The organism is Klebsiella sp. F11, from assembly GCF_056712265.1.
On sequence record NZ_CM160060.1, the window covers coordinates 785,305 to 810,910 of the forward strand.

Genomic DNA, 25,606 nt, shown 5'->3' on the forward strand with positions numbered 1-25,606 from the left:
AGAGGGTCGGCAAAGTAAACTACATTGGCATAATTCATATAGAAAACCATCAACATTCATTAACTTCAGGAGGAATCAACATTGGGAACGAGTTCACCAAAAGAAATTGCAGATGGCATGTTGAAGATTTTTGATACGCGTAAACAAAGTGGCCCAGAAATTTTCGCTCGCAGCGCGGTCGATGGTTTTATGTCAATCCCAGAAGACTTATGGATGTTAACCAAAGATTTTCTGGATACAGACCATCGGTGGCGAAATGAAACAGATAAAATTAGGTTGTTAACGCTAATCAAAAAAGGGCTTACATCAGAAGATGTGCGTCGGTTAATCAATACAGTGGTCAACCGTTATCTGTCTGGTTTATCTGAAGAGCAATCTAAGGAACTCCTCCTAAAAGTGGGTGGGGCGCAAGTAGGTGGTATAGCCTTTAAAATGGTTTTCGTAAATGAATTAATTACGTTATTCGTTTCAAAAATTGTTCCGCGATTTCTTGTTTCTGCAGGACTTACTGGTGTATTAAGTGTGGGAGCTTCAATTTCTCGCTCAGTTTATACCTCATACGATCTGTTAAAATTAAACAAAAATGTTTACTATGAGTTGCGTGGTGCGGGTGATTTAGATTTATTATATTTTCTCGTTGAAGATAATGTTAAACCATTTATTGAAGCTATAAATTTCCAACAGAGTCATGGTGCTATAGATAAAGAGATTTTTAGCCAATTTTTAGCAGGAGCTACTCGTGTTTGAAAGAGCATCAAAGTACGTTATAGTCTATCTCATGCTTATTGTTTCATTTATGCTTTTTTTCTCAACTCTTGGCTATTATATTTTTGTTTTTGATTGGTCGCTAACTACCTTAGAAATAACGATAAATGCAGCTCTATTAATCATTCTTTTAGTTGCATCTATCGCTATTTACTATTTTGCGGAAAAATTAAAGTCAAGGCTTTGATTTACGCAAGAACTTTAGCGAGAAGTAAAATGCCAAAAGGCTGACCAGCAGGAAAACTAATTTCCCAAAAAGTAAGCCTGCAGAAATTGTAGCGATTTTTTCTAATGAAAATACATACCAGGCTGATTGAAAAAGATCTACAGTTGTGAAAGTTGCGATAATCAAAAATATAACGGTAAGTATTAATAACAATATTTTCTTCATGTTCTGTTGCCTTAGACCAATGATAGACGATTGAAAATATTCTAGATGATACAGCGAATGATTGTCTAGCGCTTAGTTACCATGAAGTGTGACTTACAAAATTTAGGGTGGTTGCAATTGCAGGCACTCTGAAGAGTCTGTACGAAGTTCGAATTCGTCAGACTAGAGGCAGAGGTAAAATATGGATGGTTTTATTCAGCCCCATGCTTTCCTGTTTGCCATATAAGTGCTTTTTCGAAAGCAATATTGTTCATCCACGAAGAGTAGATATTATGGCTATTGATATGTTTCTGAAGGTCGAGGGTGTTACGGGCGAATCTAAAGATTCTAACCACACCGGCTGGACTGATATTACCTCCTTCTCCTGGGGCGCTTCCCAGCCAGGTAATATGAGCGTTGGCGGTGGAGGCGGTGCCGGTAAAGTCAACTTTAACGACCTGCACGTTAACGCGCTGATCGACAAATCCACCACAGCTATCCTGAAACACTGCGCCAGCGGTAAACACCTGACTAAAGTTGAGCTGTCCGTCTGTAAAGCCGGCGGCCAGCAGGTGGAATACTCCCGCATCACGCTGGAAGATGTGCTGGTCACTTCTGTTCAGTACACCGGTGCAGACAACGGCGATACCGTTGGTGTGACCTACGCATTCCAGGCTGCGAAAGTGAAACAGCAGTACTGGGAGCAGACCACGTCTGGTGGTAAAGGTGCTGAAAGTAGCGCTGGCTGGAACATCAAAGAGAACAAAGAATCGTAATTGCGAATGTGGCCGGGGAGTTTTCCCCGGTCATTATCAACCGGGAAGGAAGATAGCATGGCAAGCTTGCAGGAAGGAGGCGCCCGTCCTCTCACTATTAGCGAATTTCAAAAACCCTAAGGATTGGCGGGTATGGTTATGAAACAGCTATTCGGTGTGTTGGCGGTCATGTTAACGGTGAGTGCCTGTGTATCTCATCCGGCACAATATCAGTCGCTTTCGGTTACGCTAAAGAACAACGAACCCTGCTTTGCTATTCCCGCTAATGCCGGGTTAGACGCGCCTGTCATCAGCCATTCGCCCACCATAATGAAACGCGCGGGAAATGAATGGAAAGCGATATCGCCGCCGTCAACGTTTAGCCCTGAGGTGACATTAACGACCCAACAGTGTCGCCAGTGGAAGGGGATTGCGTGGCAAGCCGGAGAATATGATGTTGCCCTGAAAGTGTCAGGGAAAAACGATTCTATTTGCTATGCGGCCCGTTTCACCTTACAAGAAGGTCCTTCAGGCCAGTTTAAGCTTACGCAGACTGAATAGAATGTGTTAACCCCAAACACCGCCGTTCTCGCCCCGAGAGCGACAGCCCCATCCTGAGCATCTTACCAAGGAGAACTTGATGTCTCATATGCGTCCTGCTTTTGGCGCCGCCTGGAACCGATTCAGAGAAGTGAACGTAAACGTAGAGCAGGTTGGCAAGTTATTGGGTGGAAAAGTTCAGCATAATATCAACGCCGGTATTTTTAAAAACGCCTGCCCAATACGTATGAGTTACGTTTTAAATTACTGTGGTATTCCGATTCCTTCTAACAGTAAATATGCGACAGTGACCGGAAACGACAAAAAGCGCTATATGTTCCGCGTTAAAGATATGATTGCATTTCTACCCACGGTACTGGGCAATGCAGATATGTCAGTCTCTTCCCCAACGCCTGCCCAATTTGCTGGCAAGCAAGGTATTATCATCTTTACCGGTCACGGCTGGAGCGATGCAACCGGGCATGTAACACTCTGGAATGGAAATATTTGCTCGGATGACTGTCATTTCCTTGGTTCTCCGGGAAATGGTTCGTTTATTCCTACCAACGCAACATTCTGGAGCCTGAAATGAAACTTTTACTGCTGCTCGTGTTGGCATTAAATGCCTCTGTTGTTTATGCCCAAACGCTGCCTGATATCAGCGCTTTTTCTCAGCAACAAATTTTTGAAAACTGGGTGCAAAACCGGTGTATCGGTAAGATTGCGGACAGCAAAGCCCTGAAAGCTGATGCAGAGGCCAGTGCTGCCGCCTGGCTCGAAGCAAGCAATCTCCCAGCTGAGAATTTTGAAAAAGCCGACAAGGTGATTGTTTCTTTACTGAAAGAGAAAGTAGGCGGTACTGAGCCGGGTCATTATCAGGTACTGAAGTGCAACTTAATCGCCAATAGCGACGCGATTCGTCTGCTCAAAACGCCAGAATAGAACAGATGGAATCGGCCCCAAACGCCGCCGTTCTCGTCCCGAGAGCGGCAGCGTTTGAGCGCTAATCATACCAGCAGGAATACGCCATGCGATTCACGATTATTTCTACGAAACCCGGTCATCAGCCGCCGCAAAGCAGCTGTGATTTTTACGCCCCGGGCGGCACCATTGGGCGCGGTACGGATAACAATCTGGTATTGCCGGATAATGACCGCACCATCTCTCGTCTGCAGGCCATTGTTCACGTGGACGCCCAGGGTGAATGCCGCGTGACCAACCGTGGCAGTGTCACCCGCGTGGTATTAAATGACATTCCGCTGGAGCGAGGGCGTCAGGTTGAACTGCAGGATGGCGACATTCTCGGTATTGATGACTACCGTATCGAAGTCACCGAACTGATCCACGATACCCAGCCCGTGAGCCATATGGCGGCCAGCATGCATCAGCAGTCGCGTCCGACAGCCGCCCCCGCGCCCGCTCCACAACCGAAACCGGCGAGTGCCGCACCGCGCGGGAAGGCCGAGCCGACCGCCGTGCCAACGGAGATCTGGGATAGCCTGATGCAGGAGTTCTCCATCTCCGACAGCATCTCCAGCAACCGCACAAAACCGCAGCCTGCTGCATCGCACGATCCGTTCTCCCAGCCTGCGGCCCCGGAGCGTAACGCCGAAGATCCGCTGGCGATGTTCAACGACAGCGAACCGAAGCTTGAGCGGAAGAACGTTGACCCGGACACGCTGTTCAGCGATGAAGCGTTGTTCAAAAAAGAGAGTATTTTTGACGACGTCACCCCGTCAACCCTGCTGCAGCCGGGCGAGACGAGCCCTGTGAAGCCAGAAGAAGAGGCGACGGATGAGCTCGATCCGCTGGCCCTGTTTGGCGGTAAGGCCAGCGCGCCAGTCGCGCGCAATGACGACCCGCTCGGGCTGATGGGCGGCGCGCTATTGACCCATCCGGATGACATTATTGACGAAAAGCCTGAGCCAGTGCCGGAACCTGAGCAGGAAGAGGACGTGCTGGCCGATTCTCCGCTGTTCTCCCCTGAACCGCAGGAAGAACCGCGTGCTGAAGAAGAACCCGCGCGACCGGATTACGCAGGCTTTACTATGCCAACGCCACAGGCCGTTGCGCGCAGCAGCGCTCAGACCCCGAGAGGCCGCCTGCGCATCGACCCGGTCAATAACGCCGCCGCCCCAACCGCTACGGCGAACAGCGGTGAGAAGGGCGAAGTGTTGCAGGGCGAGCTGCTGGAGGCGCTGCTGGAAGGCATGGGTCTGAGCGAAATGCAGCCCGTCCCGCAGTTTGACCGGGAAAACATGCGTCAGCTGGGGCAGATCCTCGGCATGTTCTCTCAGGGAACCGTGGCGCTGCTTTCCTCGCGCTCCATCCTCAAGCGCGGCGTGAAAGCCGATATGACCATGGTGCTGGACGATGCCAACAACCCGTTCAAGCTGTTGCCGACCGGCAAAACCGTGCTGATCCAGATGTTCGGCACCCCGATGCCGGGCTTTATGCCGCCGACAAAATCCGTGCGCGACGCGCTGATCGATCTGCAGGCGCACCAGCTGGGCATGATCTCCGGTATCCGCGCCATTATCGCCGCGATGCTGCAGTCCTTTAATCCGGAACAGCTGGAAGAGCAGGCGAAGCAGAACGGGATGACCTCTCGTCTGGCGCTGCCGGGCAGCCGCAAAGCCGCCCTGTGGGACTATTTTGTGCGCAGCTATAGCGAGACGGCTGGCGAGATTGAGGATGACTTCCACACCCTGTTCGGCGAGGCCTTCCTTCATGCGTATGACATGGAGGTAAATCAGTACAAAGACTCACAGAGCGGATCGGAAGACAAATGAATATCGCAACGGCTTCTCTCTCCCGCCAGGGGACGCGCGCCAGCAACCAGGATCAGACGGGAGAAACCATAGGGGAACGTTCAGCCTGCTTTGTCGTCTGCGACGGAATCGCGGGCCTCCCGGGCGGTGAGGTGGCTGCAGAGCTGGCCCGCAACAGCATTATCTCCCGCTTCGATGGCGACAAACATCTTAACGCGCAGCATATCCGCGACTACGTGCAGACGGCGAATCGTACGATCCTCAGCGAACAGCAGGCCGTGCAGGACTATCGCCGGATGGGCACGACGCTGGTCAGTCTGTTCATTGACCGTGATTACGGGCTGGCCTACTGGGCGCATGCCGGAGACAGCCGCCTGTACCTGTTTCGCCGGGGATGGCTGTGGCATGTGACCACCGACCACAGCCTGGTGCAGCAGATGAAAGATGCCGGGCACCAGACCGACAACCTGAACAGCAACCTGCTCTATCTGGCGCTGGGGATTGAAAACGGCGGGCCGGAAGCAAGCTACAGCGACGTGGTGCAGGTGGAAGACGGCGATGCCTTTTTACTGTGCACCGACGGGTTCTGGCATGGCGTCAGCGAAGAGCAAATGAAGCAGTCGCTGCATATGGTCAATACGCCGCAGGAGTGGCTGACCTTAATGAACCAAATCATTCAAAAGAATGGCGAACAGGAGGGGAATGCTCAGGATAACTATACTGCCCTGGCGGTATGGATGGGCAACCCTCAGGACACCACTTTGCTGCACACCCTCTCTGACGCAGCACAATTTCTTCCCTGCGGAACTGATTAGACACACAAGGAACGATATGAAACTTTGGCTATCGGGTTTGGCACTTCTGGCGGCGACCTCCACCGCTCAGGCTGAAAATTTCCGCATCGTGCAGTCTCCTGCGCAGAAGCTGGATATCTGGATCGACAACATCAAAGACAACACTCCGCAGAGCTGGTGTAAGCCTGAGGTGGCGCTGCGTATTGTGGCGAACGGCAAGAAAGACGTTTCCGTGCTGGAGAACTTTGTGCCGCGCCTTGGCGCACTGCTGGAACACCAGTGCAGCAAAGTGAATAAACTCAGCTGGACGCTCAACGACCCGGCGGGAACGACGCTAGCGCAGGGCACGGCAGGCAAAGCGCAGGACTGGGCGCTGGTGGTGAAACAGGAGCAGGCCGCGCCTGCTGCGACCGTCACCGCAACCCCAGCCAGAGGCTCGTTACTGCCGCCAGACCAGAACGCTGCATCCCGCACTGTCGCGGCCGACCGTACGCTGTGGCAGGAATTTACCCTGCAGGACGGCTGCCACCTGCGCACCTTCTGGGAAGGTGGCGCTTCCGCTCCGGCGCTCTTTATTCCGGATTCTGACACCACCCGCTGCGGTAACGGCAGCTGGCTGAGCGGACACACCGTTGTTTCGCAGTCCCGCAACGGCGGACAGAAAGAGATGGCGGTGACCTACATCCATGGCTTCCCGGTGACCGGACTGAATCAAAGCGCCGACCCTGAAAACGCGCTGATCACCTCCGTCAACAAAGAGCGCATGGTATTCAGCACCCCAAACAGCGATCAGAGCTGGATGATCCTGCCTTACGACAACGCCCTGAACAGCTGGAAAAGCAACGGCACGGTGGCGGTAGAGATTTCCCGCGAGATCGCCAGTGATGACGCCAAACTGCAGGCGCGCATTGCCGAAGCCAAACAGACCTGGGACGCGTGGGTGACTCCGGGTACCTCGCTGAATATTGTCCTGATTGATACCCTGCGTCCTCAGCTGCGCGATCCCGCAGTGGGCGCATGGCGCGCGGCAAACTAAGGAGTGGCGATGAATACGCTCTATCAACACCTGGCGGGTGAGCCGCTCAGCGATGCGCTGCGTCGTCTGGAAGCCGATATCAAAGTCCGTCCGGCGGATGCCGATCTCCGCGCCGCATTTGTACAGTTTCTGATCCTCAGCGGCAACTGGACGCGCGCCCTGACCCAGCTGAAAAGCTGGGTGGCGCTGAAGCCCCAGGCGAAGCCCACCGTTACGCTGCTGGAGCAATCCATCCAGGGCGAGCTACAGCGCGCGCAGGTGATGGCGGGGCAAGCGCGTCCGGCCATGCCTGACACCCAGTGGCCGTGGCTGACAACCCTTGCTGCGGCGCTGTGTGAAGAGAGCGCGCACGCGCAGACGCTGCGTCTGGACGCGCTTGACCAGGCTCAGACCAACCCAGGCCGCATCATCCTCGAAAACGATGAGACGCAGGCGTTTGACTGGCTGATGGACGGCGATGCCCGCCTCGGCCCGGTGTGCGAAACCCTTGTGAACGGCCGTTATTTCTGGCTGCCGTTTAGCGCTATCGCCGAGATCCGTTTCCAGGCACCCGCCAGCGTCACCGATCTGGTCTGGCGTCACGCGCTGGTGCGTCTTACCGACGCTACGGAGCAGGTGTGTCAGATCCCGGCGCGCTATCCGTTTGTTGAAGACGCTTCAGATGCCGTCATGCTCGGGCGTACGACCGAATGGTTGCCGCTCGAAGCTGACGGTACGCTGTACGAAGGGCGGGGCCAGAAGGCGTGGCTGAGCGAACAAAGCGAATACCCGCTGCTTTCCCTGAACCTTGTGACGTTTGCGACGGATGAAGCTGATGAGTAATCCCGCTGGCGAAGGCGATCTGCTGCGCAGCGGCTGGCAAGCCCGTAGCAAGCAGGAGAAGGTGGGGGCGCGCGATAAAATGCAGCCCTCGCTGCTGGATCGTCTCACCGATAACGACCCGGAAAAAAAACGCGAGTCGGCTAGCAGCAATCTGATCACTCATGCCGCCCTGCGCCGCAATGTGCTGCGGGATCTGCAGTGGCTGTTTAACACCATCAACCACGATGCCTCCGGCGATTTGAGCGCCTTGCCGCACGTGAACCGCTCGGTGGTCAACTTCGGCATCGCGCCGCTGGCCGGAAAGAGAATGTCGGATATCGAATGGCACGATATCCAGCGCAAGCTCACCGAAGCGATCATCAATTTTGAGCCGCGCATTTTGCCGCAGGGGCTGCAGGTCCGCTGCGTGTCGGATACCTCCTCGCTGGATCTGCACAACGTGCTCTCCATCGAGATCAAAGGGCGACTGTGGTGTGTGCCATACCCGCTGGAGTTTCTGTTTCGTACCGATGTCGATCTGGAAAACGGCCATTTTGAACTGAAAGATGCGGGGTGATCATGGAAAGTAAACTGCTCGAATATTACAACCGTGAGCTGGCCTACCTGCGCGAAATGGGGGCCGAATTCGCCGAACGCTACCCTAAGGTCGCCGGGCGGCTGGGTATGCGCGGCATCGACGTGGCGGACCCGTATACCGAACGTCTGATGGAGGGCTTCGCCTTCCTGACCTCCCGCGTGCAGATGAAAATGGACGCGGAGTTTCCGCGCTTCTCCCAGCGTCTGCTGGAGATGATTGCGCCTAACTATCTCGCGCCCACGCCGTCGATGGCGATCGCGGAGATTGAACCCGACAGCAGCCGGGGCGACCTGAGCAAGGGCTTCATTGTGCCGCGCGGTACCATGATGGATAGCCTGGCGCTGAAGAAGACCGGCGTGACCTGCAGCTATACCACGGCGCACGAGGTCAACCTGCTGCCGCTGAAAATCGACAAGGTCGAGCTGGGCGGCGTGCCCGCCGATCTGCCGCTGGCGCAACTGGGGCTGAGCCAGCGGGGGATCAACAGCGCCTTACGGATCCGCATCGCCTGCGACGGCCCGCAAAACCTCGGGCACCTGGATTTCGACCGTCTGGAATTCTTCCTCGGCGGTCCGGATATTGAAGCGCTGAAGCTGCTGGAACTGGTAATGGAGCACCACGCCGGGATCGTCTGTCAGACGGTCAGCCCGCAGCCACAGCGACTGCTGCTGGCGTCTGACGCGCTGCGCCAGGAGGGCTTTGAGCCTGACCAGGCGCTGCTTCCGGACGATCTGCGTAATTTTGACGGCTACCGCCTGCTGCAGGAGTATTTCGCGTTTCCGGCCCGCTTCCGCTTCATTAGCCTGAGCGGTCTGAGCACGCTTATCGAACGCTGTGAAGGCGAAAAAGCCTTCGACATCTTCATTCTGCTGGATAAGTCGGATCAACAGCTGGAGCGGGTGGTCGATGCCAGCCATCTGGCGCTGCACTGTACGCCGGTCATCAACCTGTTCCCTAAGGTCGCGGCGCGTCAGAAGCTGAATGAAGGCCAGCATGAATACCATCTGGTGGTCGATAACATTCGTCCGCTGGATTATGAAATTTACGCGGTCAAAAAAATCCATGGCAGCGCGGACGGTCAGCGTGATGACCAGACGTTTCGTCCATTCTGGAGCACATGGAGCGGCGATGCGGGCAACTATGGTGCCTATTTTTCCCTGCGTTGCGAACAGCGCGTGCTGTCCGAGCACGCCCTGCGCTACGGCACCCGCACCGGCTATATCGGCTCGGAGGTTTTCGTCTCGCTGGTGGACGAGCAGCATGCCCCCTGGCAGGAAAACCTGCGCTATATCTCTGCCGAGGTGCTCTGCACCAGCCGCGACCTGCCGCTGATGCTGCAGCAGGAGCTCGGGCAGTTCATTATGGCCGACTCCATGCCGGTGAAATCCCTCACCCTGCGTAAAGGGCCGACGCCACCGCGTCCGGCGCTGGCAGAAGGGTTCAGCACCTGGCGGCTCATCAGCCAACTGCAGATGAACTACCTCAGCCTAATGGACAGCGAAAACGAAGAGGGTGCAGCCGCGCTACGCCAGTTGTTAGGGCTGTACGCCAACCTGGCCGAAACGCCCGTTGCGCGTCAGGTGGAGGGGGTACGCCACTGCGTGCTGGAGCCGGTTCACCGCCGCGTGCCTGAACCAGGCCCGGTCGTTTTCGCCCGCGGGATCGGCATTACCCTGACTGTCGATGAGCGAGCTTTTTCCGGTGCCAGCTCGTGGCTTTTCGGCAGCGTGATGGAACGTCTCTTTGCCCGTCTGGTGTCCATCAACAGCTTTACGGAGTTCACCCTGAAAAGTCAGCAGCGCGGCGAGATTGGCTACTGGGCGCCGCGCATGGGTAAAAGGGCGCTGATATGAGTGACACTGCTGCACCGCTGCGCGTACATCGCCTGACCAGGTTGTCGGATGCGTTCTGGAGCGGGGTCCGTGAGACGCCCTGGCGCTACGATCTGTTTCAGCTGTTAAGGCGCATTGATGCCCAGGGCGGCGAGCGTTACCCGCTGGGACGCGCGCCGCTGCCGAAATTTGAGCCGCTGCGTATCGGCCAGCAGCCGTCGATGAGTTTTGCACCGTCGACGCTGGCCCAGGTACGTCAGCGGGAGGAAAACGGGCTGCATGAGGTGTCTATCCTCAGCTTCGGCCTGTTTGGCCCGAACGGCCCGCTGCCGGTCCACATGACCGAGTACGCCCGCGAGCGTATTTATCATCATCAGGACACCAGCCTCAGCGCGTTTGCCGATCTGTTCCACCACCGCCTTGCGCTGCTGTTTTACCGCGCCTGGGCGGATGCGCAACCGGCGGTCTCTCTGGATCGCGCCGATAACAGGCGCTTTGAGGGCTACCTGGCGTCGCTGATTGGCATGGGGCAGCCGGGCCAGATGAACAAAGGCAGCCTGAGCGCGCATGCTCGCTTTACCCACGCCGGACACCTGACCCGTCACGGGCGGGATCCGGAGGGGCTGGAGAAGATCCTGCGCAACTATTTTAAAGCGCCGGTCAAACTGGTGAGCAACGTGCCGCAGTGGATGCCGCTTTCTACGCGCGAGAAGGCGCAGCTGGGAGCAGGACGGCGCATGCCGCGCATGGGTGAGTCCGCTTTTCTCGGCGTCGCCGTCCGCGACGTGCAGCATAAGTTTCGCATCGAAATTGGCCCGCTGAGCGCGGAGGAGTACAACCGTTTTCTGCCGGGTGAAGCGTGGGTCACCGAGCTGCGCGACTGGGTGCGTCAGTACGCCGGGGTGGAGTTTGAATGGGAAACACAGGTGATCCTGCGTGAAGACGCGGTGCAGGGCACCACGCTCGGCAGCGCCGGGCGATTAGGCTATAACACCTGGCTGGGCCTTCAGCCGCAGCCTGTCCCGCGTGGCGATCTGGTGTATCGCGCAGAGCGGTAATCCTTCCGTATACCGAATCATTGTTAATGGAAACTAACATGTCAGAAATTAGCCGTGCCGTGCTTTTCGGCAAACTGGATACGCTGTTATTTACCTCTCTGGAAAGCGCCACTGCGTTCTGCAAGCTGCGCGGCAACCCCTATGTTGAGCTGGTGCACTGGCTGCATCAGCTCATGCAGCAGCAGGATGGCGATCTGCAGCAGGTCATCCGCCACTTTGCCCTTGATGAACAGCAGCTGACGCGCGATATCGTTGCGGCGCTGGATGTGCTTCCGCGCGGGGCGAGTTCCGTTTCCGATCTCTCCGAGCATATCGACAGCGCGGTGGAGCGCGCCTGGGTCTTTGGCTCGCTGAAGTTTGGCGTGAGCCGTATCCGCGGCGGCCATTTGCTGATCGGCATGCTTAAAACCTGGAATCTGGCCAACGTGCTGAAAAGCATCTCGGCGCAGTTCACCCGCCTTAACGTCGAGGTGCTGCTTGAGCAGTTCGACGCTATCTGCGCCAACAGCAAAGAGACGCAGCAGGCCGCTGCCGCCGTCGATGCACCGGCGGGTGCGGTACCGGCGGCGCAGGGGACGCTGGCCCAGTACGGCCAGGACCTGACCGCCCGCGCCCGGGAAGGGAAGATTGACCCGGTTGTTGGGCGCGGCGAGGAGATCCGCCAGATGGTGGATATTCTGATGCGCCGCCGCCAGAACAACCCGCTGCTGACCGGGGAAGCCGGGGTCGGCAAAACTGCCGTCGTTGAAGGGCTGGCGCTGCGTATCGCCGACGGCGACGTGCCGGAGCCGCTGCAAAATATTCAGCTGTGGCTGCTGGATATCGGCATGTTGCAGGCCGGAGCAGGCATGAAGGGCGAGTTTGAAGCCCGTCTGCAGGCGCTCATTAACGAAGTCCAGTCCAGCGCCACGCCGATTATCCTGTTTATCGATGAGATCCACACCCTGGTTGGCGCAGGCGGCCAGCAGGGAACCGGCGATGCGGCGAACCTGCTGAAGCCTGCGCTGGCGCGCGGACAGCTGCGAACCATCGGCGCCACCACCTGGGCGGAATACAAAAAATACATCGAGAAAGATCCGGCGCTGACCCGTCGTTTCCAGACGGTGCAGGTTCACGAGCCGGACGAAGCGAAAGCCATTCTGATGCTGCGCAGCACCGTGTCACCGCTGGAGACGCACCACCAGGTGCTGCTGCTCGACGAAGCGGTCAGCGCGTCGGTAAAGCTGTCGCATCGTTACATCCCGGCGCGTCAGCTGCCGGATAAAGCCGTTGCGCTGCTCGACACCGCCTGCGCCCGCGTCGTGGTCAGCCAGAGCGCGCCGCCTGCGCAGCTGGAAGACTGCCTGCGCCATCTTGCCGCGCTGGAAGTGGAAATTGAGATTGCTGAGCGCGAAGCGCGCGTCGGTGCCGGTGACGCCAATCGCGTGACGGCTTTACTCGACGAACGCGAGGCGTATGAAACAAAACGCGAAGCTCTGGTCCAGCACTGGGAAGAAGAGCGCAGCCTGGTACAGGAGATTATTCGCCTGCGCGCCGCGCTGTTTGCGGCGGACGATGAAGATAGCGCTGAGCTGCGCCTCCAACTGACTGAGCAGCAGCAGGCGCTGAACGCCTTACAGGGTGACGAGCCGCTGCTGTTTGCGGCTGTGGATGAAAACGTGGTTGCCGCGGTGGTCTCTGACTGGACCGGGATCCCGCTGGGCCGGATGGTGAAAAACGAGATCGACGCAGTACTCAATCTCGCCGACACGCTGAACCAGCGCGTTATCGGCCAGCGTCACGGTCTGGATCTGATTGCCCGCCGCGTGAAAACCGCGCGGGCGAAGCTTGACGACCCGAACAAACCGGTGGGCGTCTTTATGCTGTGCGGCCCGTCCGGCGTCGGTAAAACCGAAACCGCGCTGGCGCTTGCGGAATCATTGTACGGCGGCGAGCAGAACGTTATCACCATCAACATGAGTGAGTTCCAGGAGGCGCATACCGTTTCCACCTTAAAAGGTGCGCCTCCGGGGTACGTAGGGTATGGTGAAGGCGGGGTGTTGACCGAGGCCGTGCGCCGCCGCCCGTATAGCGTGGTGCTGCTGGATGAAATTGAAAAAGCGCACCCGGACGTCCACGAGATCTTCTTCCAGGTCTTTGATAAAGGCTGGATGGAAGACGGCGAGGGGCGCCACATTGATTTCCGTAACACCATAATTATTCTGACGTCCAACGTTGGCACCGACCTGATTAGCGCCATGTGCGCCGATCCGGAGCTGATGCCGGAGCCGGACGCCTTGAGCGGCGCGCTGCGCCAGCCGCTGCTGGAGGTGTTCCCACCCGCGCTGCTGGGCCGCCTGCTGGTGGTGCCGTACTACCCGCTCAGCGACGAGATGCTGGGGCAGATTGTTCGCCTGCAGCTCAAGCGTATTCAGCGCCGTCTGGAAGAGAATCACAGCATTATTTCTGAGTTTGACGACAGCGTGGTGGAACAGATTGTTCAGCGCTGTACCGAGGTGGAGTCCGGTGGCCGCATGGTGGATGCTATTCTGACCAACACCTTACTGCCTCAGATGAGCCAGATCTTACTTACCGCCAGCCGTAGCGACGAGCAGTTCAGACGTCTGCACGTCACCTGCGAGCAGGGCGAGTTTCACTGTCAGTTTGCCGCGTAATAATCATCAAGAGAACTGTAAAAGATGACGGATAATGATAACAATCGGACTGTCCCAAACGCGCTCCCGGTCGGGTACCGCTTCAACGAGTTTGAAATTAAAGAGGTGATCGGCGGCGGCGGTTTTGGCATTGTCTATCGCGCGTGGGATCACCAGCTCGAACGCATTATCGCTATCAAAGAATTTATGCCTTCCTCGCTCGCCGTGCGCGGCGACGACATGACCCTCGTGCTGCGCAGCGAGCGCTTCGGCAAAGCGTTTTCCGCAGGCCTGAACAGCTTTATTAAGGAAGCCCGTCTGCTGGCGCGCTTTAACCACCCGAACCTTCTGCACGTCCTGCGCTTCTGGGTGAAAAACGACACGGCTTACATGGGGACGCTGTTTTACAGCGGCACCACGCTTTCGCGTCTGCGTGAAGAAAAGCCGGAGCTGATCAACGAGGCGTGGATCCGCCGCACGCTGCCGATGCTGTTCGGTGCGATCAAAACCATCCACGACGAAGGCTACCTGCACCGCGACATCTCTCTGGATAACATTCAGATCCAGGATAACGGCCTGCCGGTGCTGCTCGATTTCGGCTCCGCGCGCCGCACCATTGGTAACCTTTCTGATGAAACCGAAACCATGCTGCGCCCGGGCTTTGCGCCGATTGAGCAGTACACCGACGACAACGAAAGCGAGCAGGGTCCGTGGACGGATATTTATGCCCTTGGTGCCGTGCTGCGTACCCTGATTGTGGGATCTCCACCGCCGGTCAGCGTGGTGCGCTCTATTCAGGATACCTGCAAACCGCTGGTGGAAATCATGCCCCAGGGTTATTCCATCCCGCTGCTGCAGGCCATTGACCGCGCGCTGGCGCTGCACATGGAGGACCGTCCGCAGTCTATCGACGAATTCGCGGCGCTGATTGAGATGCCTGTGGCAGGAATCGATGATGTCCTGGTGGCCAAAAAGCCGGGCACGATGCTGGTGCCGGTGGAAGAAGACGCGGCTACGTCTGCACTCGACTGGCTGCGTTATAAAATACCGGGGCTGGTCGCTGCGGGTGTGCTGGTGGGGGTAGTTGCGGGTGCGATGTTGTTCGGCGGTAGCGATCAGGACGCGACGCAGCAGACGGCTGCCGTGAGTCCACCACCAGAGACCACCGCCACCGCGCCGGAAACCAAGCCGGAGGCTGCGAAGGTACCACCAGTTGCCACCGCGCAACAGAGTGCGCCGCCTGTCGACGCCAGCCCTGTCGTGCTGGTCTATATCCGCATGCACGATGGTGAAACGTTGAAGGTTAACGGCGAGCCAAAAGCGCTGCGTCCGGGGAATAATGGCTACGCATCGCTTAAATTACCCGCGGGTGAGATCAAAATTGACCTGGAAGGGAATGGAAGAACGCGTACCCAGACGCTGGATATTACGAAGCCAGGGACCTGGCTGGTGAATCCGTAAGCGAGCGGGTAAAAGGACGGAGCGAATGTATAACATCAGGTTTGTCTATCTTTTTAGCGAGAATGTATCGCCAGCGCTGTTCGCGAAAATTATCCGCCCGTCCGTCGCCGGGCAGTGGATTATGTCGGTTCCCGACAATTCGCTGCGCTCACTCTTTACTCGCTATGATTTGCTGCACTCCATCAGTGGCGCGAATCCATATCAATCTGGACGCGATACGCGCAAGCTAATTGTGCAGGATCTCGACATGGGTAGAGTGGCGGCCATTGACGAGAGTTATCGAAACTGGTCATCAGTGACGGAGATGTTTTATATCAATGCTGACGGGCGATTGCAGGCCGCCTCGAATACGGGGCTAGGCTGGTATCCGGTGAGTACGATTATCGACCGTTACGAAACCATGGTGAGAACGTATGGTTCGCGTCCTGCGCCAACGGTATTGCCGAAGCAGGTGGTGAAATCGAAAGCGGCGCAGGTGCCGGACGAGCCGACACCAGGGAAAGAGGGAAAAAACCTACGCGGCGCAGTTGCAGGAGATGACCAAAGCAGAACGCTGGCAGGCGCGTAAGGATCTTATTGCTAAAGGGAGCAATAGCCTATACCCGGATGCGCAGATCGCGGCTAAATGACTGGCGGCGAACAATATCGCGGTGGAGAAAGCGAAACTGGCAGAGAATGTGTATAAGACCGTTAACCCGCTGGAAGCCACGCCTGGGGTACCGGAGGGGGGGACGGATATTAGTAATGATGCGGGGCGTTGGACAAATTAGGTCTCAAAAGCAATATACTTTATGATAAGACCGACTCACCTGATTTTCTTTCACGCATTTATCAGCCTGATCCAGACGTTTTTGGTAAAGACATGAATCCTACGTTAGTATTTAGAGGCTCCAGGGAATCAGAGTTTTTTTCAATGAAAAATATGGCTGACTGGAAGAATAATGCCGCGCAAGGATTAGGAATGGAATCTGATTATTATAGAAAAGCCATTCAAATTGGGAAGCAATTATATAGGGCGGGTCAAAAAATAGACATTGCAGGCCACTCTCTGGGAGGGGGATTAGCGTCAGCTGCCTCAATGGCGAGCGGTCAGGCTGGATGGACATTTAATGCGGCAGGTTTGCATTCAAGCACTGTTGAAAAATATGGCGGAAGTTTGCTTGGTAATGCAGACAACATTCAGGCTTATCGCGTTGAAGGAGAACTACTTACAAAAGTTCAGGAAGTTAATCTTGCGGAAGACTATAAAATGTTGAAAGGTCACATACCAACACTTATCGCCAAAGAAGAAATCTCTGCCATTATGCCTAACGCGGCTGGGATCGTACACGATCTCCCTGGTGGAACAGGAGGCCCTTTGGACCGTCATGGAATTGGTCAGGCAATAAATTGCATTGAACAGCAAAAGGATGAAGACATTTCTATTATCAGGAGCCGCGTGTGAAATCATTTTTAACAAACTGGATAGTGCTTTGTTTGATATTAATGGTTCAGGGGTGTAAACAAAAAATGGATTTAAAACCAGATAACTATTTTAGCGGGCAGCAGCTTACATTAGCTCGTGCAATCGAAAATGGCGAGGTTGATAAGGTTATTAAATTAGCTTCAGAAACAGATTTAAACAAGCCCGGTAAAGAAGATATGACATTGTTATTTTGGGCTGTCATGAATTCAATAAACGAGAATGAAACGCCGAGCTGTTTGAAAATCATCACTATTTTGGTTAAGTCTGGTGCAGATCCCTTACAGCCTAGACCAAAAGGAGGCAGTAGTCCGGCTGAGTTTGTGTTAAAAGCAGACAGTAGTGTCTGGATACAGGCTATGCTTGATGGGGGATTATCACCAAATGCAAAAGATAAAATTTTTGATGAGCCTATTATATTTCAAACTATTGAGGCCAAAAATACTGAAACGCTGCAAGCTATGCTTGATAAAGGAAGTAATATTGATGTGATTGATTCTTTAGGCAAAGCGTTGTTAATTGATGCCCTTGACTACAGCGCCTACGATCATGTGCTCCTTTTATTGCAGCATGGAGCAAACTCTGAGATTAAAGCTGAAAGCGGCTGGACAATGGGAAATCAATTGCAACTTGAACTGAGCAGAGCCAAAGAGGATAGCGAGCACTACAAGAAACTTAACGAAATTAAAGATTCACTGATACAACACGGCGGGAAATGGCCACCAGAGCCAGTAAGACGAGAGGCTGAGTGATTAAATCTGCTAAAATTTTCTATTTTTGGGGCGTTATGGATGTCATCGGGATTGTCTTTTACTCGATTGGCCCGTTCCGTTTACTCGAGTCATGGTGGGATGCTACCAGAGGTAACCTGGGGGTTATCATCTTTATGCTCATAGCCGAAGGTGTAAAGGGTTTATTGACGGGGACTTTTTATCTCGTTTACCTCCTGTGGCCCGTTTCACTATTGTTTTCTGCATGGTTCTTTTTCACAAAGCATCGATATGCGGTCCGACTTGCTCTTGCGCAGGAAATCCTACGATTTCTCACCATGAGTTGCTCTGTGACGCTGTTCCCTATGAGTATCGTTGGTCTGGGAATCAGCATTATACCCCTCAATATTGCTTTGTTTGTTATTTCTGAAGTACTAAAGATTACATCGTTAATATTTATACTTAAACAGCCAGTCACCAATAGCGGGGCTTAATTTTAATAGCCCGTCCCCAGACTTTGGCATTACTCCAATCTTTTACATCGCATAAGCCATATGGATTAACGATTATGCTCAACCGAATTACCGTTCAGCTCCCGGTTGAGGGGCTGCTGTTCTGGAAACTCTCCGGCCGCGAGGCGATGTCCGAGTCGTTCGCGCTGACGCTGACTCTGCTCGGCACAGATGCGCGCATTGACCGCAGCAAACTGCTGGGCCAGCCGGTCACGGTGACCATCCCCACGCAGAACCTGCTTACCCCCCGTTATATCAACGGCAAGGTGACGCGCGTGGCGGTGAGCGCCGTGGAGCTGACGGGCACCCGATACGCGGTGTACCAGCTGACGGTGGAGCCGGACCTGTGGCCGATGAAGCGCGACCGTAACCTGCGTATCTTCCAGGGCCAGACGGTACCGCAGATTGTCAAAACCCTGCTGGGTGAGCACCAGGTCAACCTCGAAGACAAACTCACCGGCAGCTACCGGGTGTGGGACTACTGCGTGCAGTATCAGGAATCGAGCCTGGACTTTATCAGCCGCCTGATGGAGCTGGAGGGGATCGCGTATTACTTCAGCCACGAGGCGGACAAACACACGCTGGTGCTGACCGATGCCGCCACCCAGCACCAGCCGTTCAGCGGCTACGAGGTGATTCCTTACCACCAGACGCCGTCCGGTGGCAGTACGGATGAAGAGGGCATCAGCCAGTGGGCGCTGGAGGACAGCGTCACGCCGGGGATTTACAGCCTTGATGATTACGACTTCCGCAAGCCGAACGCGTGGCTTTTCCAGGCCCAGCAGAACCCGGCGTCGCCGAAGCCAGGCAGCATTGATGTGTACGACTGGCCGGGGAGATTTGTCGAGACGGGACATGCAGAGTTTTATGCCCGCATTCGTCAGGAGCGCTGGCAGGTGGAGCATCAGCAGATTCAGGCGACGGCCACCGCGGCAGGCATTGCGCCGGGGCACATCTTTACCCTGACTAACGCGCCGTTCTTCAGCGATAACGGCGAGTATCTGGTGACGGCCGTGGGCTACCACTTCGAGGAGAACCGCTACGCGAGCGGCGAGGGGGAAACCATTTACCGCACCGATTTCAGCGTTATCCCTGCATCGGTGTCTTATCGTCCGGCACAAAGCACGGCATGGCCGCGCACCTACGGTCCTCAAACCGCGAAGGTTGTCGGGCCGCAGGGGGAGAGTATCTGGACGGACAAGTATGGCCGCGTGAAGGTGAAGTTCCACTGGGACCGGCTGGCGAAGGGTGATGACACCAGCTCCTGCTGGGTACGCGTGTCGAGTGCCTGGGCGGGTCAGGGCTACGGCGGGGTGCAAATCCCGCGCGTCGGCGATGAGGTGGTGGTGGACTTTATCAACGGCGACCCGGACCGTCCGATTATCACCGGCCGCGTGTATAACGAAGCCAGCATGCCGCCGTGGGCGCTTCCGGCTGCCGCGACGCAGATGGGTTTTTATAGCCGCAGCAAAGATGGCCATAAAGACAATGCCAATATTCTCCGTTTTGAAGATAAAGCTGGGCACGAGCAGATCTGGATCCATGCAGAGAAAAATATGGATACGGATATTGAAAATTCTGAAACCCATGATGTCGGTGTCGATCGTAGAAAAACCGTCGGACAGGATGAAAATATTACGATTAAGCGGAACCTGAAATCAGATGTAGGTAATAATGAAACGCATAATATTGCTAACAAGCACGTTATAAACGTTGGGAAAGATCAAACCGTCTTGACCATGGATAAAGAAGGTAACGCGCTGCTGGAATCTGTGACCACGATTAAACTTAAAGTTAAAGAAAACTATATTCTGATCGCCCCGGATACCATTGAGATTCACGTAGGCGAAGGCAACCTCAAAGCAGAGGCTGTGGAACAAGCCGTCTTCAAAGGTGATGAACTTACAAAACTGGGTGATGGTATTAATACCGAGCTCAAGGCAAATGATACGGTGAGCATAACGGGAACTAACCTTACTGATATTAAGGGCGCGATTGTAAAAGTTAACAGTTAATTTGCGTACAGAGAACGCTATTATGGGAAAACCAGCCGCCAGAGCGCGCATTGATTCCAGCGCACATACTGGCCCAATTCAAAGCGGAAGTCCCAACGTAATTATTGGCGGATTTCCGGCGGCACGAAAAGGCGATCCGCTTTCATGCTCTCAACATGGTCAGGGAAGTATCCTCAGCGGTTCAACAACGGTATTTGTGAACGGTTTACCTCTCGCCAGGGAAGGCGACAAGACGGGTTGCAATACCTCAGCGACCCCTGCGGTCGCAACCACTCAACCTGCACCTCCGCAATATTGGGGAGGAACGGCGGCGAAGGATGCGGGTAAAGATGGTGCTATACATGGCGATGTTTACGACGCCCGGGTGCTCGGCGCCTATGCAAGTCTGGAAGATAAATCCGGCTTTGGAAAACCCGATACGGCTTCAGCAGGATTCGCGCTTGCCGATATCACGGTCGGGAATACAAAAAACCAGGATAATTATAAAGGCGAGGTTCGTACAAAAGTAGGGGTGGCGAATGCCAGCGGCACGTTAGTGACCGATCGGGCCGATTACGGAGCTATTAACCTCAATGCTAACGCTACCGCGATACAATATGGCGCCTCGGGTAGCATTGGAAAAGAAGGGGAGCAATACGGCGGGGTTGGTGGGGACGTTTATCTGGCAACCGCTGAAGCGAAGGCCGTCAGTGAAATGTACGACGGTAATAAAGGACGTTATGGTTTTAATGTGGAACTTGGCGCAGAAGCAGCGGCGGTCAAAGGAGAAGCGACGGCTAAAGCCGATTTTTATGGCGTAGTCGTTGCCGATGGCAAACTTTCAGGGAGTGCAGGGAGCGCTGGCGCTTCTGCTGGCGTGGGAACCTGGATTGATAGTACGGATTATTCGTTTAACCTCAAGGTGTCAGGTGAGCTTGCAGTGGCGCTTGGTCTGGGAGGGGATGCCAGTATCAAATTTGCTCTCAAACCGATCCTTGACTGGATTTATGACGATGATGAGAGTAAGCCTTCTCCAACGGCGGGCAGTGGCGATGGTGTGATTAAGACGGGCTGTGTTACAGTCCTGATAGGAGATTAAAATGTGTAAATGGGGAACGTTGTGATGCATTGGTTTTTCTTTATTCTCTTTATGATTTGGACGCTAGCGCTAATCTGGAATGGAAAAGATTTATTTAACAAAAAACAATGGCTTCTGGCAGGGTTGATGTTCGTTCTGGTGCTAGTGGCTACAGTTGTCATTGGCTTTACGTTGAAATGGCTTTCTCAGTCAATGTCATTATTTTCCGTCGCATCGGCCAAACATTATTCGATCATCTTATCCATGTCTTTCCTGTGCGTCTGGGGATTAAAGGTCACAGTAGTCCTGCTGTGCACGTTATTTTCCGGGATTATGGGAGGGCACAAAAGATACAACGCAGAAAATTATGAAAAATTATCGTCTATGACACGTGCCGTGGCGCCTGGCTTACTTATCTTTGCTAAAAGCTTAATTACTCTCGGAAGCTTCCTTATGTTTTCGGGTTTATGGCTTAAGTAAGCGCGACGAGTGAGGTTGCATTATGGTTACTGAAAAAAAATATCTTTTTCCTCTCGAGATGAAGGACCAGGAAAAAGAGATTCGGGAAAAATTCTGGAAATGTCTCTATACCTCCTCAGAAAAAGAGATGCTTCATTACTGGCTACTGTTACCACAGAATGTTAAGCCAGCAGAGTTAAAACCGGTCACGTTTCAGGAGGTTGGACTGACGAATATCGGACGATACATCGCCGACGATACCGGCCCCTATATTGAAGTCTGGGCTGCATGTGAACACTGCCAGTGGGAGATGAATGCGTCAGACTGGCTTATCAATAAGCTCGACTTAATGGGCGAGAAAGTACTGAGCCAGAGGATAATTACGCATCCTTCAGGAAGTGGGAAATTTGCGGATATCCTGTCTATTAAGAAGATGCCATCGGGTGATGAGGTCGTTTCACGGTATACGGTGCAAAAGGATTATAATCCTGTAAATGGTGGAGGGAATTACTTTCTTTTGAAAACGGCTTGTGGTTCGAAGGATTACAACTCGATTGCCGATACTATTTCCCTGATTGCTATAAACTGGGATTTAATGCATCGCAGCAACCTGATGCTTTCAGAACTGTTGAAAACAGTTAGCCTTAGCAACAAAAATGACAGTGGATTTAAAATTCCGGATTCATGGCAGGTGAGTACACTGGATGATAATCGTCTGGTAATTGAACACACGTTAGATAATGTCAACCATGGAGTGATTAATTTCTGTCTTTTCCGTCAGGCTGATTATCCTTCTGCACAGGCTATTTTCGAAGAAGCAACTGCGCGCTTTAACCGTCACGATAGTGCGGTCTCTCTTGCGACGTCGGACATTGCCAGCATTCCAAATGATATCAATCTCACGTTTACAGGCGATCTTTACAGCTGTACTGGAGAGGTTGTCAGTGCTGCTGAGAATATCAGGGCTTATTACGACATGCGTATCTTCAAAATTAATGATTTGTGGTGTTACGTTGAGGTGGTTGGGCCCCATCGTAATCATCGGGATTATTATTACGAAGCCAATAAACGATGCATGGAAATCATTCTTTCTACATTTCATGTGAAAGAATTATGACTTCACAATATTAATTTAATATCATCCATATAAAACCACAGAAAATGTGGTTTTATTTTTGTTGCATGGGAATAATGCCTTACCGCTACGCATTGTCATATCCACAGCATAGCCGCCAGCGAACTGAAAATTAGTTTACTTCTTGCACTGAGATTAGCCCATAGTGGAATAAAGATTATGCTCAACCGAATTACCGTTCAGCTCCCGGTTGAGGGGCTGCTGTTCTGGAAACTCTCCGGCCGCGAGGCGATGTCCGAGTCGTTCGCGCTGACGCTGACCCTGCTCGGCACAGATGCGCGCATTGACCGCAGCAAACTGCTGGGCCAGCCGGTCACGGTGACCATCCCCACGCAGAACCTGCTTACCCCCCGTTATATCAACGGCAAGGTGACGCGCGTGGCGGTGATCCATGCGCTTACTGAGCTGGCAGAACGCTACCTGATTCCGGGGCTGGCAGAGTGACAGGGGTTTCAATTTCCCTGCGAATTTTCCGGGCATCGGGTTCCCGGAAAATTCGCAGGCTGCGGGTGCGGGCGGCAAAGAGCCCGCAGATCCCGCAAAAGGAATTTTAACCCCAGTAATTACGCTACTAGCGCAGCTTAGATCGGGATGAATATTATGTTATTGGAGCGCTGCGTGTTTAAGCAGAAGTCAGTGAGTCCCGCAGGAGGACTTACAACAGGCTCAGGTTGAAGGGGGAATGGATTATTTTATCTGTATTAGTTTAGATCTGCTCTGACACTTTTACGGTACAGGGATAAAGCTAATCTGATAGGTAGCTCTGTGCCAGAAGAGGAAATCCATTCCATAGTCGAACAAATAACAGAAAAAACATTAATGGCAATAAGCTAAAACTGCAGAACATTTGTGCTATAATCACTGTTTATTTATATACATATAGTTGCCATGGACGTCATGAAATGAAGAAAGTGATCTTATTCCTTTGCCAGGGATTAGAAGAGTATGAAGCTAGTGTATTTACTGATGCTATTGGTTGGACAACAACATACGGATTAGAGCCTGTAGAATTGGTAACAGTTGGTTTACGTGAAAAAGTTAAATGTGCCTGGAGTTTCACAATCGAACCAGAATATAAATTACATGAAGTTGATGTTAATTGTTTTGACGCTATTGCGATTCCTGGGGGAATGAGTCGGGCTGGCTTTTATGAAGACGCATTTGATGAACGGCTTCTGAGTCTTATTCGAAAATTTAATGCACAAAACAAAATTATCGCTTCTGTCTGCGTTGGCGCTTTAGCTGTAGCAAAGAGTGGCGCTCTTCAAGGACGAACGGGCACGACATATCATCTGAGTAGTAAGCGTCAAATGCAGTTGTTAGAAATGGGTGTCAATGTTGTTCAACGACCTATTGTAGTGGACAGCAATATTATTACTTCTCAAAGTCCAGCAACAGCTATTAATGTTGCATTTACATTAATAGAAAAACTGACATCTAGAGCTAACGTTGAGAGAATAAAAGAAGGTATGGGATTTTAATATCCTATGTCTTTGCGTTGAAAATTCACCCGGATAAAGTGCCAGTGCTTCGTTCATAGCTGACTGTAATATTTATTGCGTGCTGTATGAGAAAACTGTCAGATCAAGTATGAACTAATACATTTTATCCTGGCGGCCATATTATCGGCCTCTGCCCTGAGGGATTGTAAACGCTGCGCCAGGATGTCCACGCTTTCTTCGAGTTTATGACTCTGTTGCTGAATATCCTCCATCGTCTCTGATAAAACATCATGGAGCAAAACAAAATTGGCGTGGAGGGCATACACAAAATCGCTGCCGCGTATCAGTGGTTCTTCGCGTGGCATGCTCTGCTGTGCGGAATGAGTCATCCATGTGACGAGTGCTTTCGCGCACATTCAGTGAGTACGTCCGAAAGCGGGTCGGCGTTTCTGTTCATTTTGTTGTCCTGTTTGTTTTGAAATCATGGGTTTTGCCAGGTAATACGCTCAGTTGAGCGTCCCTGTCGTCCAGCGCGGTCTAAAAATTCGCGAGAGGGCTGATATTCGACGTCTGTCGGGCTGGGTAACCTCCCGGTCATTGCAGGGTGTCTATTATCCTGTGTACATTCACAATAGAGGCTGGTGTTTTAGTCGCGGTTGGTGGATGCCTGTTCCAGTTCATCCAGCGTGCGGAAGAGAAACATCTCGCGGTTCTTCGTATCAAACGGAACCGGAACGCTGTTTCTCATCACCGTCCTGATACTGCCAAACAGCCTGATCAGCGATTCTTTCGTTTTATCATCCGGCATAACATACATCACATAGTGCCAGCGCCCGGCGTCGCTGGCGGCCAGATGACTGTTAATTATGTTGATATAGCGGGCTCGGGTTTTCAGCGAGCGCTCGGTTTCCACCGCGACGATGGCACCGCTGCTCAGGGTAATAACGCCATCCGGTCGGTGCCTGACACCCGGATACTGCGCCATAAACGCCCCCCGGTCGCCGTTAAGCCAGCCTGTACCGCCTTTTTCCTCCAGGGCCAGCCTGACTCGCTGGTTTAACAGGCGATGTTCCAGTGTCCAGTGCCTGAGTTTTCCCGGCTCAAAATAAGCGGGGAAAACAGGGTCATCCGCGTTAACCACCCTTGCCAGACCCGGCATGGTGATCCCCCACAATGCCTTTTTCCCGGTCAGTACCGGATATTCATGTTTACTCAACAAGCCCAGCGCAACCGCTTTATTCAGCAGGTTATACATGGCATGGTTATGTTTTCCTTTATAGCCGACAACTTTTTTTAAGGTTAAAAAATCAGAGAAGGTTTCTTCCTTTAGAAAACTCAGCAATGCCTCCATTCTCCGGTTTGCGGCTTCATTTCTTTCAGCAACGTTATGAATAAGCATC

At 53.4% G+C, this 25,606-nt stretch carries 24 protein-coding genes and 2 pseudogenes; 23 read left to right on the forward strand and 3 right to left on the reverse strand.

Annotated features, from left to right (window positions below):
* Positions 1-81: 81 nt before the first annotated feature.
* Positions 82-747 carry a hypothetical protein gene (locus tag AC1M2H_RS03970; protein ID WP_480150378.1) on the forward strand — a complete coding sequence of 222 codons (666 nt, stop codon included), beginning with the start codon at positions 82-84 and terminating at the stop codon, positions 745-747.
* Positions 748-940: 193 nt separating this feature from the next.
* Here the strand turns inward: AC1M2H_RS03970 and AC1M2H_RS03975 are convergent, their stop codons facing one another.
* Positions 941-1,156, reverse strand: a complete 216-nt coding sequence (locus tag AC1M2H_RS03975; protein WP_480150379.1) for a hypothetical protein — start codon at positions 1,154-1,156, stop codon at positions 941-943.
* 272 nt (positions 1,157-1,428) lie between these two features.
* Between AC1M2H_RS03975 and AC1M2H_RS03980 the strand changes: the two genes are divergently transcribed.
* The 22 genes and pseudogenes from AC1M2H_RS03980 to AC1M2H_RS04085 all read left to right on the forward strand — a co-directional run bounded on the left by AC1M2H_RS03980 (position 1,429) and on the right by AC1M2H_RS04085 (position 24,245).
* Complete coding sequence (locus tag AC1M2H_RS03980; protein WP_480150380.1) at positions 1,429-1,911, forward strand: Hcp family type VI secretion system effector; 483 nt, start codon at positions 1,429-1,431, stop codon at positions 1,909-1,911.
* A 132-nt stretch (positions 1,912-2,043) separates the two neighbouring features.
* Positions 2,044-2,451, forward strand: a complete 408-nt coding sequence (locus AC1M2H_RS03985) for a putative T6SS immunity periplasmic lipoprotein (protein WP_480150381.1) — start codon at positions 2,044-2,046, stop codon at positions 2,449-2,451.
* A 79-nt stretch (positions 2,452-2,530) separates the two neighbouring features.
* A complete protein-coding gene (locus AC1M2H_RS03990; RefSeq protein ID WP_480150382.1) occupies positions 2,531-3,022 on the forward strand; it encodes a type VI secretion system amidase effector protein Tae4 in 492 nt (163 codons plus the stop codon).
* A complete protein-coding gene (locus AC1M2H_RS03995) occupies positions 3,019-3,372 on the forward strand; it encodes a T6SS amidase immunity protein Tai4 family protein (protein WP_480150383.1) in 354 nt (117 codons plus the stop codon). The genes AC1M2H_RS03990 and AC1M2H_RS03995 overlap by 4 nt, the downstream gene beginning before the upstream one ends.
* Positions 3,373-3,458: 86 nt before the next feature.
* Positions 3,459-5,222, forward strand: a complete 1,764-nt coding sequence (gene tagH, locus AC1M2H_RS04000; protein ID WP_480150384.1) for a type VI secretion system-associated FHA domain protein TagH — start codon at positions 3,459-3,461, stop codon at positions 5,220-5,222.
* A complete protein-coding gene (locus AC1M2H_RS04005) occupies positions 5,219-6,016 on the forward strand; it encodes a PP2C family protein-serine/threonine phosphatase (protein ID WP_014884226.1) in 798 nt (265 codons plus the stop codon). The genes tagH and AC1M2H_RS04005 overlap by 4 nt, the downstream gene beginning before the upstream one ends.
* A gap of 16 nt (positions 6,017-6,032) precedes the next feature.
* Positions 6,033-7,031: a hypothetical protein gene (locus tag AC1M2H_RS04010; protein WP_480150385.1), complete on the forward strand. Its 999-nt coding sequence runs from the start codon at positions 6,033-6,035 to the stop codon at positions 7,029-7,031.
* A 9-nt stretch (positions 7,032-7,040) separates the two neighbouring features.
* Positions 7,041-7,853 (forward strand): type VI secretion system accessory protein TagJ, encoded by an 813-nt coding sequence (locus AC1M2H_RS04015; protein WP_480150386.1) that lies wholly within the window; start codon positions 7,041-7,043, stop codon positions 7,851-7,853.
* Complete coding sequence (tssE, locus tag AC1M2H_RS04020) at positions 7,846-8,409, forward strand: type VI secretion system baseplate subunit TssE (protein WP_480150387.1); 564 nt, start codon at positions 7,846-7,848, stop codon at positions 8,407-8,409. The genes AC1M2H_RS04015 and tssE overlap by 8 nt, the downstream gene beginning before the upstream one ends.
* A gap of 2 nt (positions 8,410-8,411) precedes the next feature.
* Positions 8,412-10,283, forward strand: a complete 1,872-nt coding sequence (gene tssF / locus AC1M2H_RS04025; protein WP_480150388.1) for a type VI secretion system baseplate subunit TssF — start codon at positions 8,412-8,414, stop codon at positions 10,281-10,283.
* On the forward strand, positions 10,280-11,320 hold the full coding sequence (tssG, locus tag AC1M2H_RS04030; protein WP_480150389.1) for a type VI secretion system baseplate subunit TssG: 1,041 nt from the start codon (positions 10,280-10,282) through the stop codon (positions 11,318-11,320). The genes tssF and tssG overlap by 4 nt, the downstream gene beginning before the upstream one ends.
* A 38-nt stretch (positions 11,321-11,358) precedes the next feature.
* Positions 11,359-13,974 (forward strand): type VI secretion system ATPase TssH, encoded by a 2,616-nt coding sequence (tssH, locus tag AC1M2H_RS04035; RefSeq protein ID WP_480150390.1) that lies wholly within the window; start codon positions 11,359-11,361, stop codon positions 13,972-13,974.
* A 24-nt stretch (positions 13,975-13,998) separates the two neighbouring features.
* Entirely contained in the window at positions 13,999-15,414 is a 1,416-nt protein-coding gene (locus AC1M2H_RS04040) for a serine/threonine protein kinase (RefSeq protein ID WP_480150391.1), read from the forward strand.
* Between the two features lie 25 nt (positions 15,415-15,439).
* Positions 15,440-16,858: pseudogene (locus AC1M2H_RS04045) on the forward strand (Tle-like phospholipase domain-containing protein).
* 41 nt (positions 16,859-16,899) lie between these two features.
* Positions 16,900-17,628: an ankyrin repeat domain-containing protein gene (locus tag AC1M2H_RS04050; protein WP_480151834.1), complete on the forward strand. Its 729-nt coding sequence runs from the start codon at positions 16,900-16,902 to the stop codon at positions 17,626-17,628.
* Complete coding sequence (locus tag AC1M2H_RS04055; protein WP_480150392.1) at positions 17,625-18,080, forward strand: hypothetical protein; 456 nt, start codon at positions 17,625-17,627, stop codon at positions 18,078-18,080. The genes AC1M2H_RS04050 and AC1M2H_RS04055 overlap by 4 nt, the downstream gene beginning before the upstream one ends.
* A gap of 74 nt (positions 18,081-18,154) precedes the next feature.
* Positions 18,155-20,113, forward strand: coding sequence for a type VI secretion system Vgr family protein (locus AC1M2H_RS04060; RefSeq protein WP_480150393.1), 1,959 nt, complete (start codon positions 18,155-18,157; stop codon positions 20,111-20,113).
* Positions 20,114-20,135: 22 nt separating this feature from the next.
* On the forward strand, positions 20,136-21,191 hold the full coding sequence (locus AC1M2H_RS04065) for a PAAR domain-containing protein (RefSeq protein ID WP_480150394.1): 1,056 nt from the start codon (positions 20,136-20,138) through the stop codon (positions 21,189-21,191).
* A 24-nt stretch (positions 21,192-21,215) separates the two neighbouring features.
* Positions 21,216-21,650, forward strand: a complete 435-nt coding sequence (locus AC1M2H_RS04070; RefSeq protein WP_480151835.1) for a hypothetical protein — start codon at positions 21,216-21,218, stop codon at positions 21,648-21,650.
* A gap of 22 nt (positions 21,651-21,672) precedes the next feature.
* The gene (locus AC1M2H_RS04075) at positions 21,673-22,746 is read left to right on the forward strand and encodes a hypothetical protein (protein WP_480150395.1); all 1,074 of its coding nucleotides are present in this window, start codon (positions 21,673-21,675) and stop codon (positions 22,744-22,746) included.
* A 177-nt stretch (positions 22,747-22,923) separates the two neighbouring features.
* Positions 22,924-23,151: pseudogene (locus AC1M2H_RS04080) on the forward strand (contractile injection system protein, VgrG/Pvc8 family); the annotation flags it as partial.
* Positions 23,152-23,666: 515 nt separating this feature from the next.
* Entirely contained in the window at positions 23,667-24,245 is a 579-nt protein-coding gene (locus AC1M2H_RS04085) for a DJ-1/PfpI family protein (RefSeq protein ID WP_480150396.1), read from the forward strand.
* A gap of 98 nt (positions 24,246-24,343) precedes the next feature.
* Here the strand turns inward: AC1M2H_RS04085 and AC1M2H_RS04090 are convergent, their stop codons facing one another.
* Positions 24,344-24,571 (reverse strand): hypothetical protein, encoded by a 228-nt coding sequence (locus AC1M2H_RS04090; RefSeq protein WP_480150397.1) that lies wholly within the window; start codon positions 24,569-24,571, stop codon positions 24,344-24,346.
* A 281-nt stretch (positions 24,572-24,852) separates the two neighbouring features.
* Entirely contained in the window at positions 24,853-25,605 is a 753-nt protein-coding gene (mobC, locus tag AC1M2H_RS04095) for a MobC family replication-relaxation protein (protein WP_480150398.1), read from the reverse strand.
* Position 25,606: the final 1 nt, after the last annotated feature.

Excerpts from the sequence above, each read along its gene's own strand:
- AC1M2H_RS04060 (WP_480150393.1), top strand. The coding sequence starts at position 18,155 with ATGCTCAACCGAATTACCGTTCAGCTCCCGGTTGAGGGGCTGCTGTTC.
- AC1M2H_RS03980 (WP_480150380.1), top strand. The coding sequence starts at position 1,429 with ATGGCTATTGATATGTTTCTGAAGGTCGAGGGTGTTACGGGCGAATCT.
- AC1M2H_RS04075 (WP_480150395.1), top strand. The coding sequence starts at position 21,673 with ATGGTTACTGAAAAAAAATATCTTTTTCCTCTCGAGATGAAGGACCAG.
- tssE (WP_480150387.1), top strand. The coding sequence starts at position 7,846 with ATGAGTAATCCCGCTGGCGAAGGCGATCTGCTGCGCAGCGGCTGGCAA.
- tagH (WP_480150384.1), top strand. The coding sequence starts at position 3,459 with ATGCGATTCACGATTATTTCTACGAAACCCGGTCATCAGCCGCCGCAA.
- AC1M2H_RS03985 (WP_480150381.1), top strand. The coding sequence starts at position 2,044 with ATGGTTATGAAACAGCTATTCGGTGTGTTGGCGGTCATGTTAACGGTG.
- AC1M2H_RS04065 (WP_480150394.1), top strand. The coding sequence starts at position 20,136 with ATGGGAAAACCAGCCGCCAGAGCGCGCATTGATTCCAGCGCACATACT.
- tssG (WP_480150389.1), top strand. The coding sequence starts at position 10,280 with ATGAGTGACACTGCTGCACCGCTGCGCGTACATCGCCTGACCAGGTTG.
- AC1M2H_RS04040 (WP_480150391.1), top strand. The coding sequence starts at position 13,999 with ATGACGGATAATGATAACAATCGGACTGTCCCAAACGCGCTCCCGGTC.
- AC1M2H_RS04070 (WP_480151835.1), top strand. The coding sequence starts at position 21,216 with ATGCATTGGTTTTTCTTTATTCTCTTTATGATTTGGACGCTAGCGCTA.
- AC1M2H_RS04090 (WP_480150397.1), bottom strand. The coding sequence starts at position 24,571 with ATGCCACGCGAAGAACCACTGATACGCGGCAGCGATTTTGTGTATGCC.
- mobC (WP_480150398.1), bottom strand. The coding sequence starts at position 25,605 with ATGCTTATTCATAACGTTGCTGAAAGAAATGAAGCCGCAAACCGGAGA.
- AC1M2H_RS04010 (WP_480150385.1), top strand. The coding sequence starts at position 6,033 with ATGAAACTTTGGCTATCGGGTTTGGCACTTCTGGCGGCGACCTCCACC.
- tssF (WP_480150388.1), top strand. The coding sequence starts at position 8,412 with ATGGAAAGTAAACTGCTCGAATATTACAACCGTGAGCTGGCCTACCTG.
- AC1M2H_RS03990 (WP_480150382.1), top strand. The coding sequence starts at position 2,531 with ATGTCTCATATGCGTCCTGCTTTTGGCGCCGCCTGGAACCGATTCAGA.
- AC1M2H_RS04015 (WP_480150386.1), top strand. The coding sequence starts at position 7,041 with ATGAATACGCTCTATCAACACCTGGCGGGTGAGCCGCTCAGCGATGCG.
- tssH (WP_480150390.1), top strand. The coding sequence starts at position 11,359 with ATGTCAGAAATTAGCCGTGCCGTGCTTTTCGGCAAACTGGATACGCTG.
- AC1M2H_RS03975 (WP_480150379.1), bottom strand. The coding sequence starts at position 1,156 with ATGAAGAAAATATTGTTATTAATACTTACCGTTATATTTTTGATTATC.
- AC1M2H_RS04085 (WP_480150396.1), top strand. The coding sequence starts at position 23,667 with ATGAAGAAAGTGATCTTATTCCTTTGCCAGGGATTAGAAGAGTATGAA.
- AC1M2H_RS04050 (WP_480151834.1), top strand. The coding sequence starts at position 16,900 with ATGGTTCAGGGGTGTAAACAAAAAATGGATTTAAAACCAGATAACTAT.
- AC1M2H_RS04005 (WP_014884226.1), top strand. The coding sequence starts at position 5,219 with ATGAATATCGCAACGGCTTCTCTCTCCCGCCAGGGGACGCGCGCCAGC.
- AC1M2H_RS03995 (WP_480150383.1), top strand. The coding sequence starts at position 3,019 with ATGAAACTTTTACTGCTGCTCGTGTTGGCATTAAATGCCTCTGTTGTT.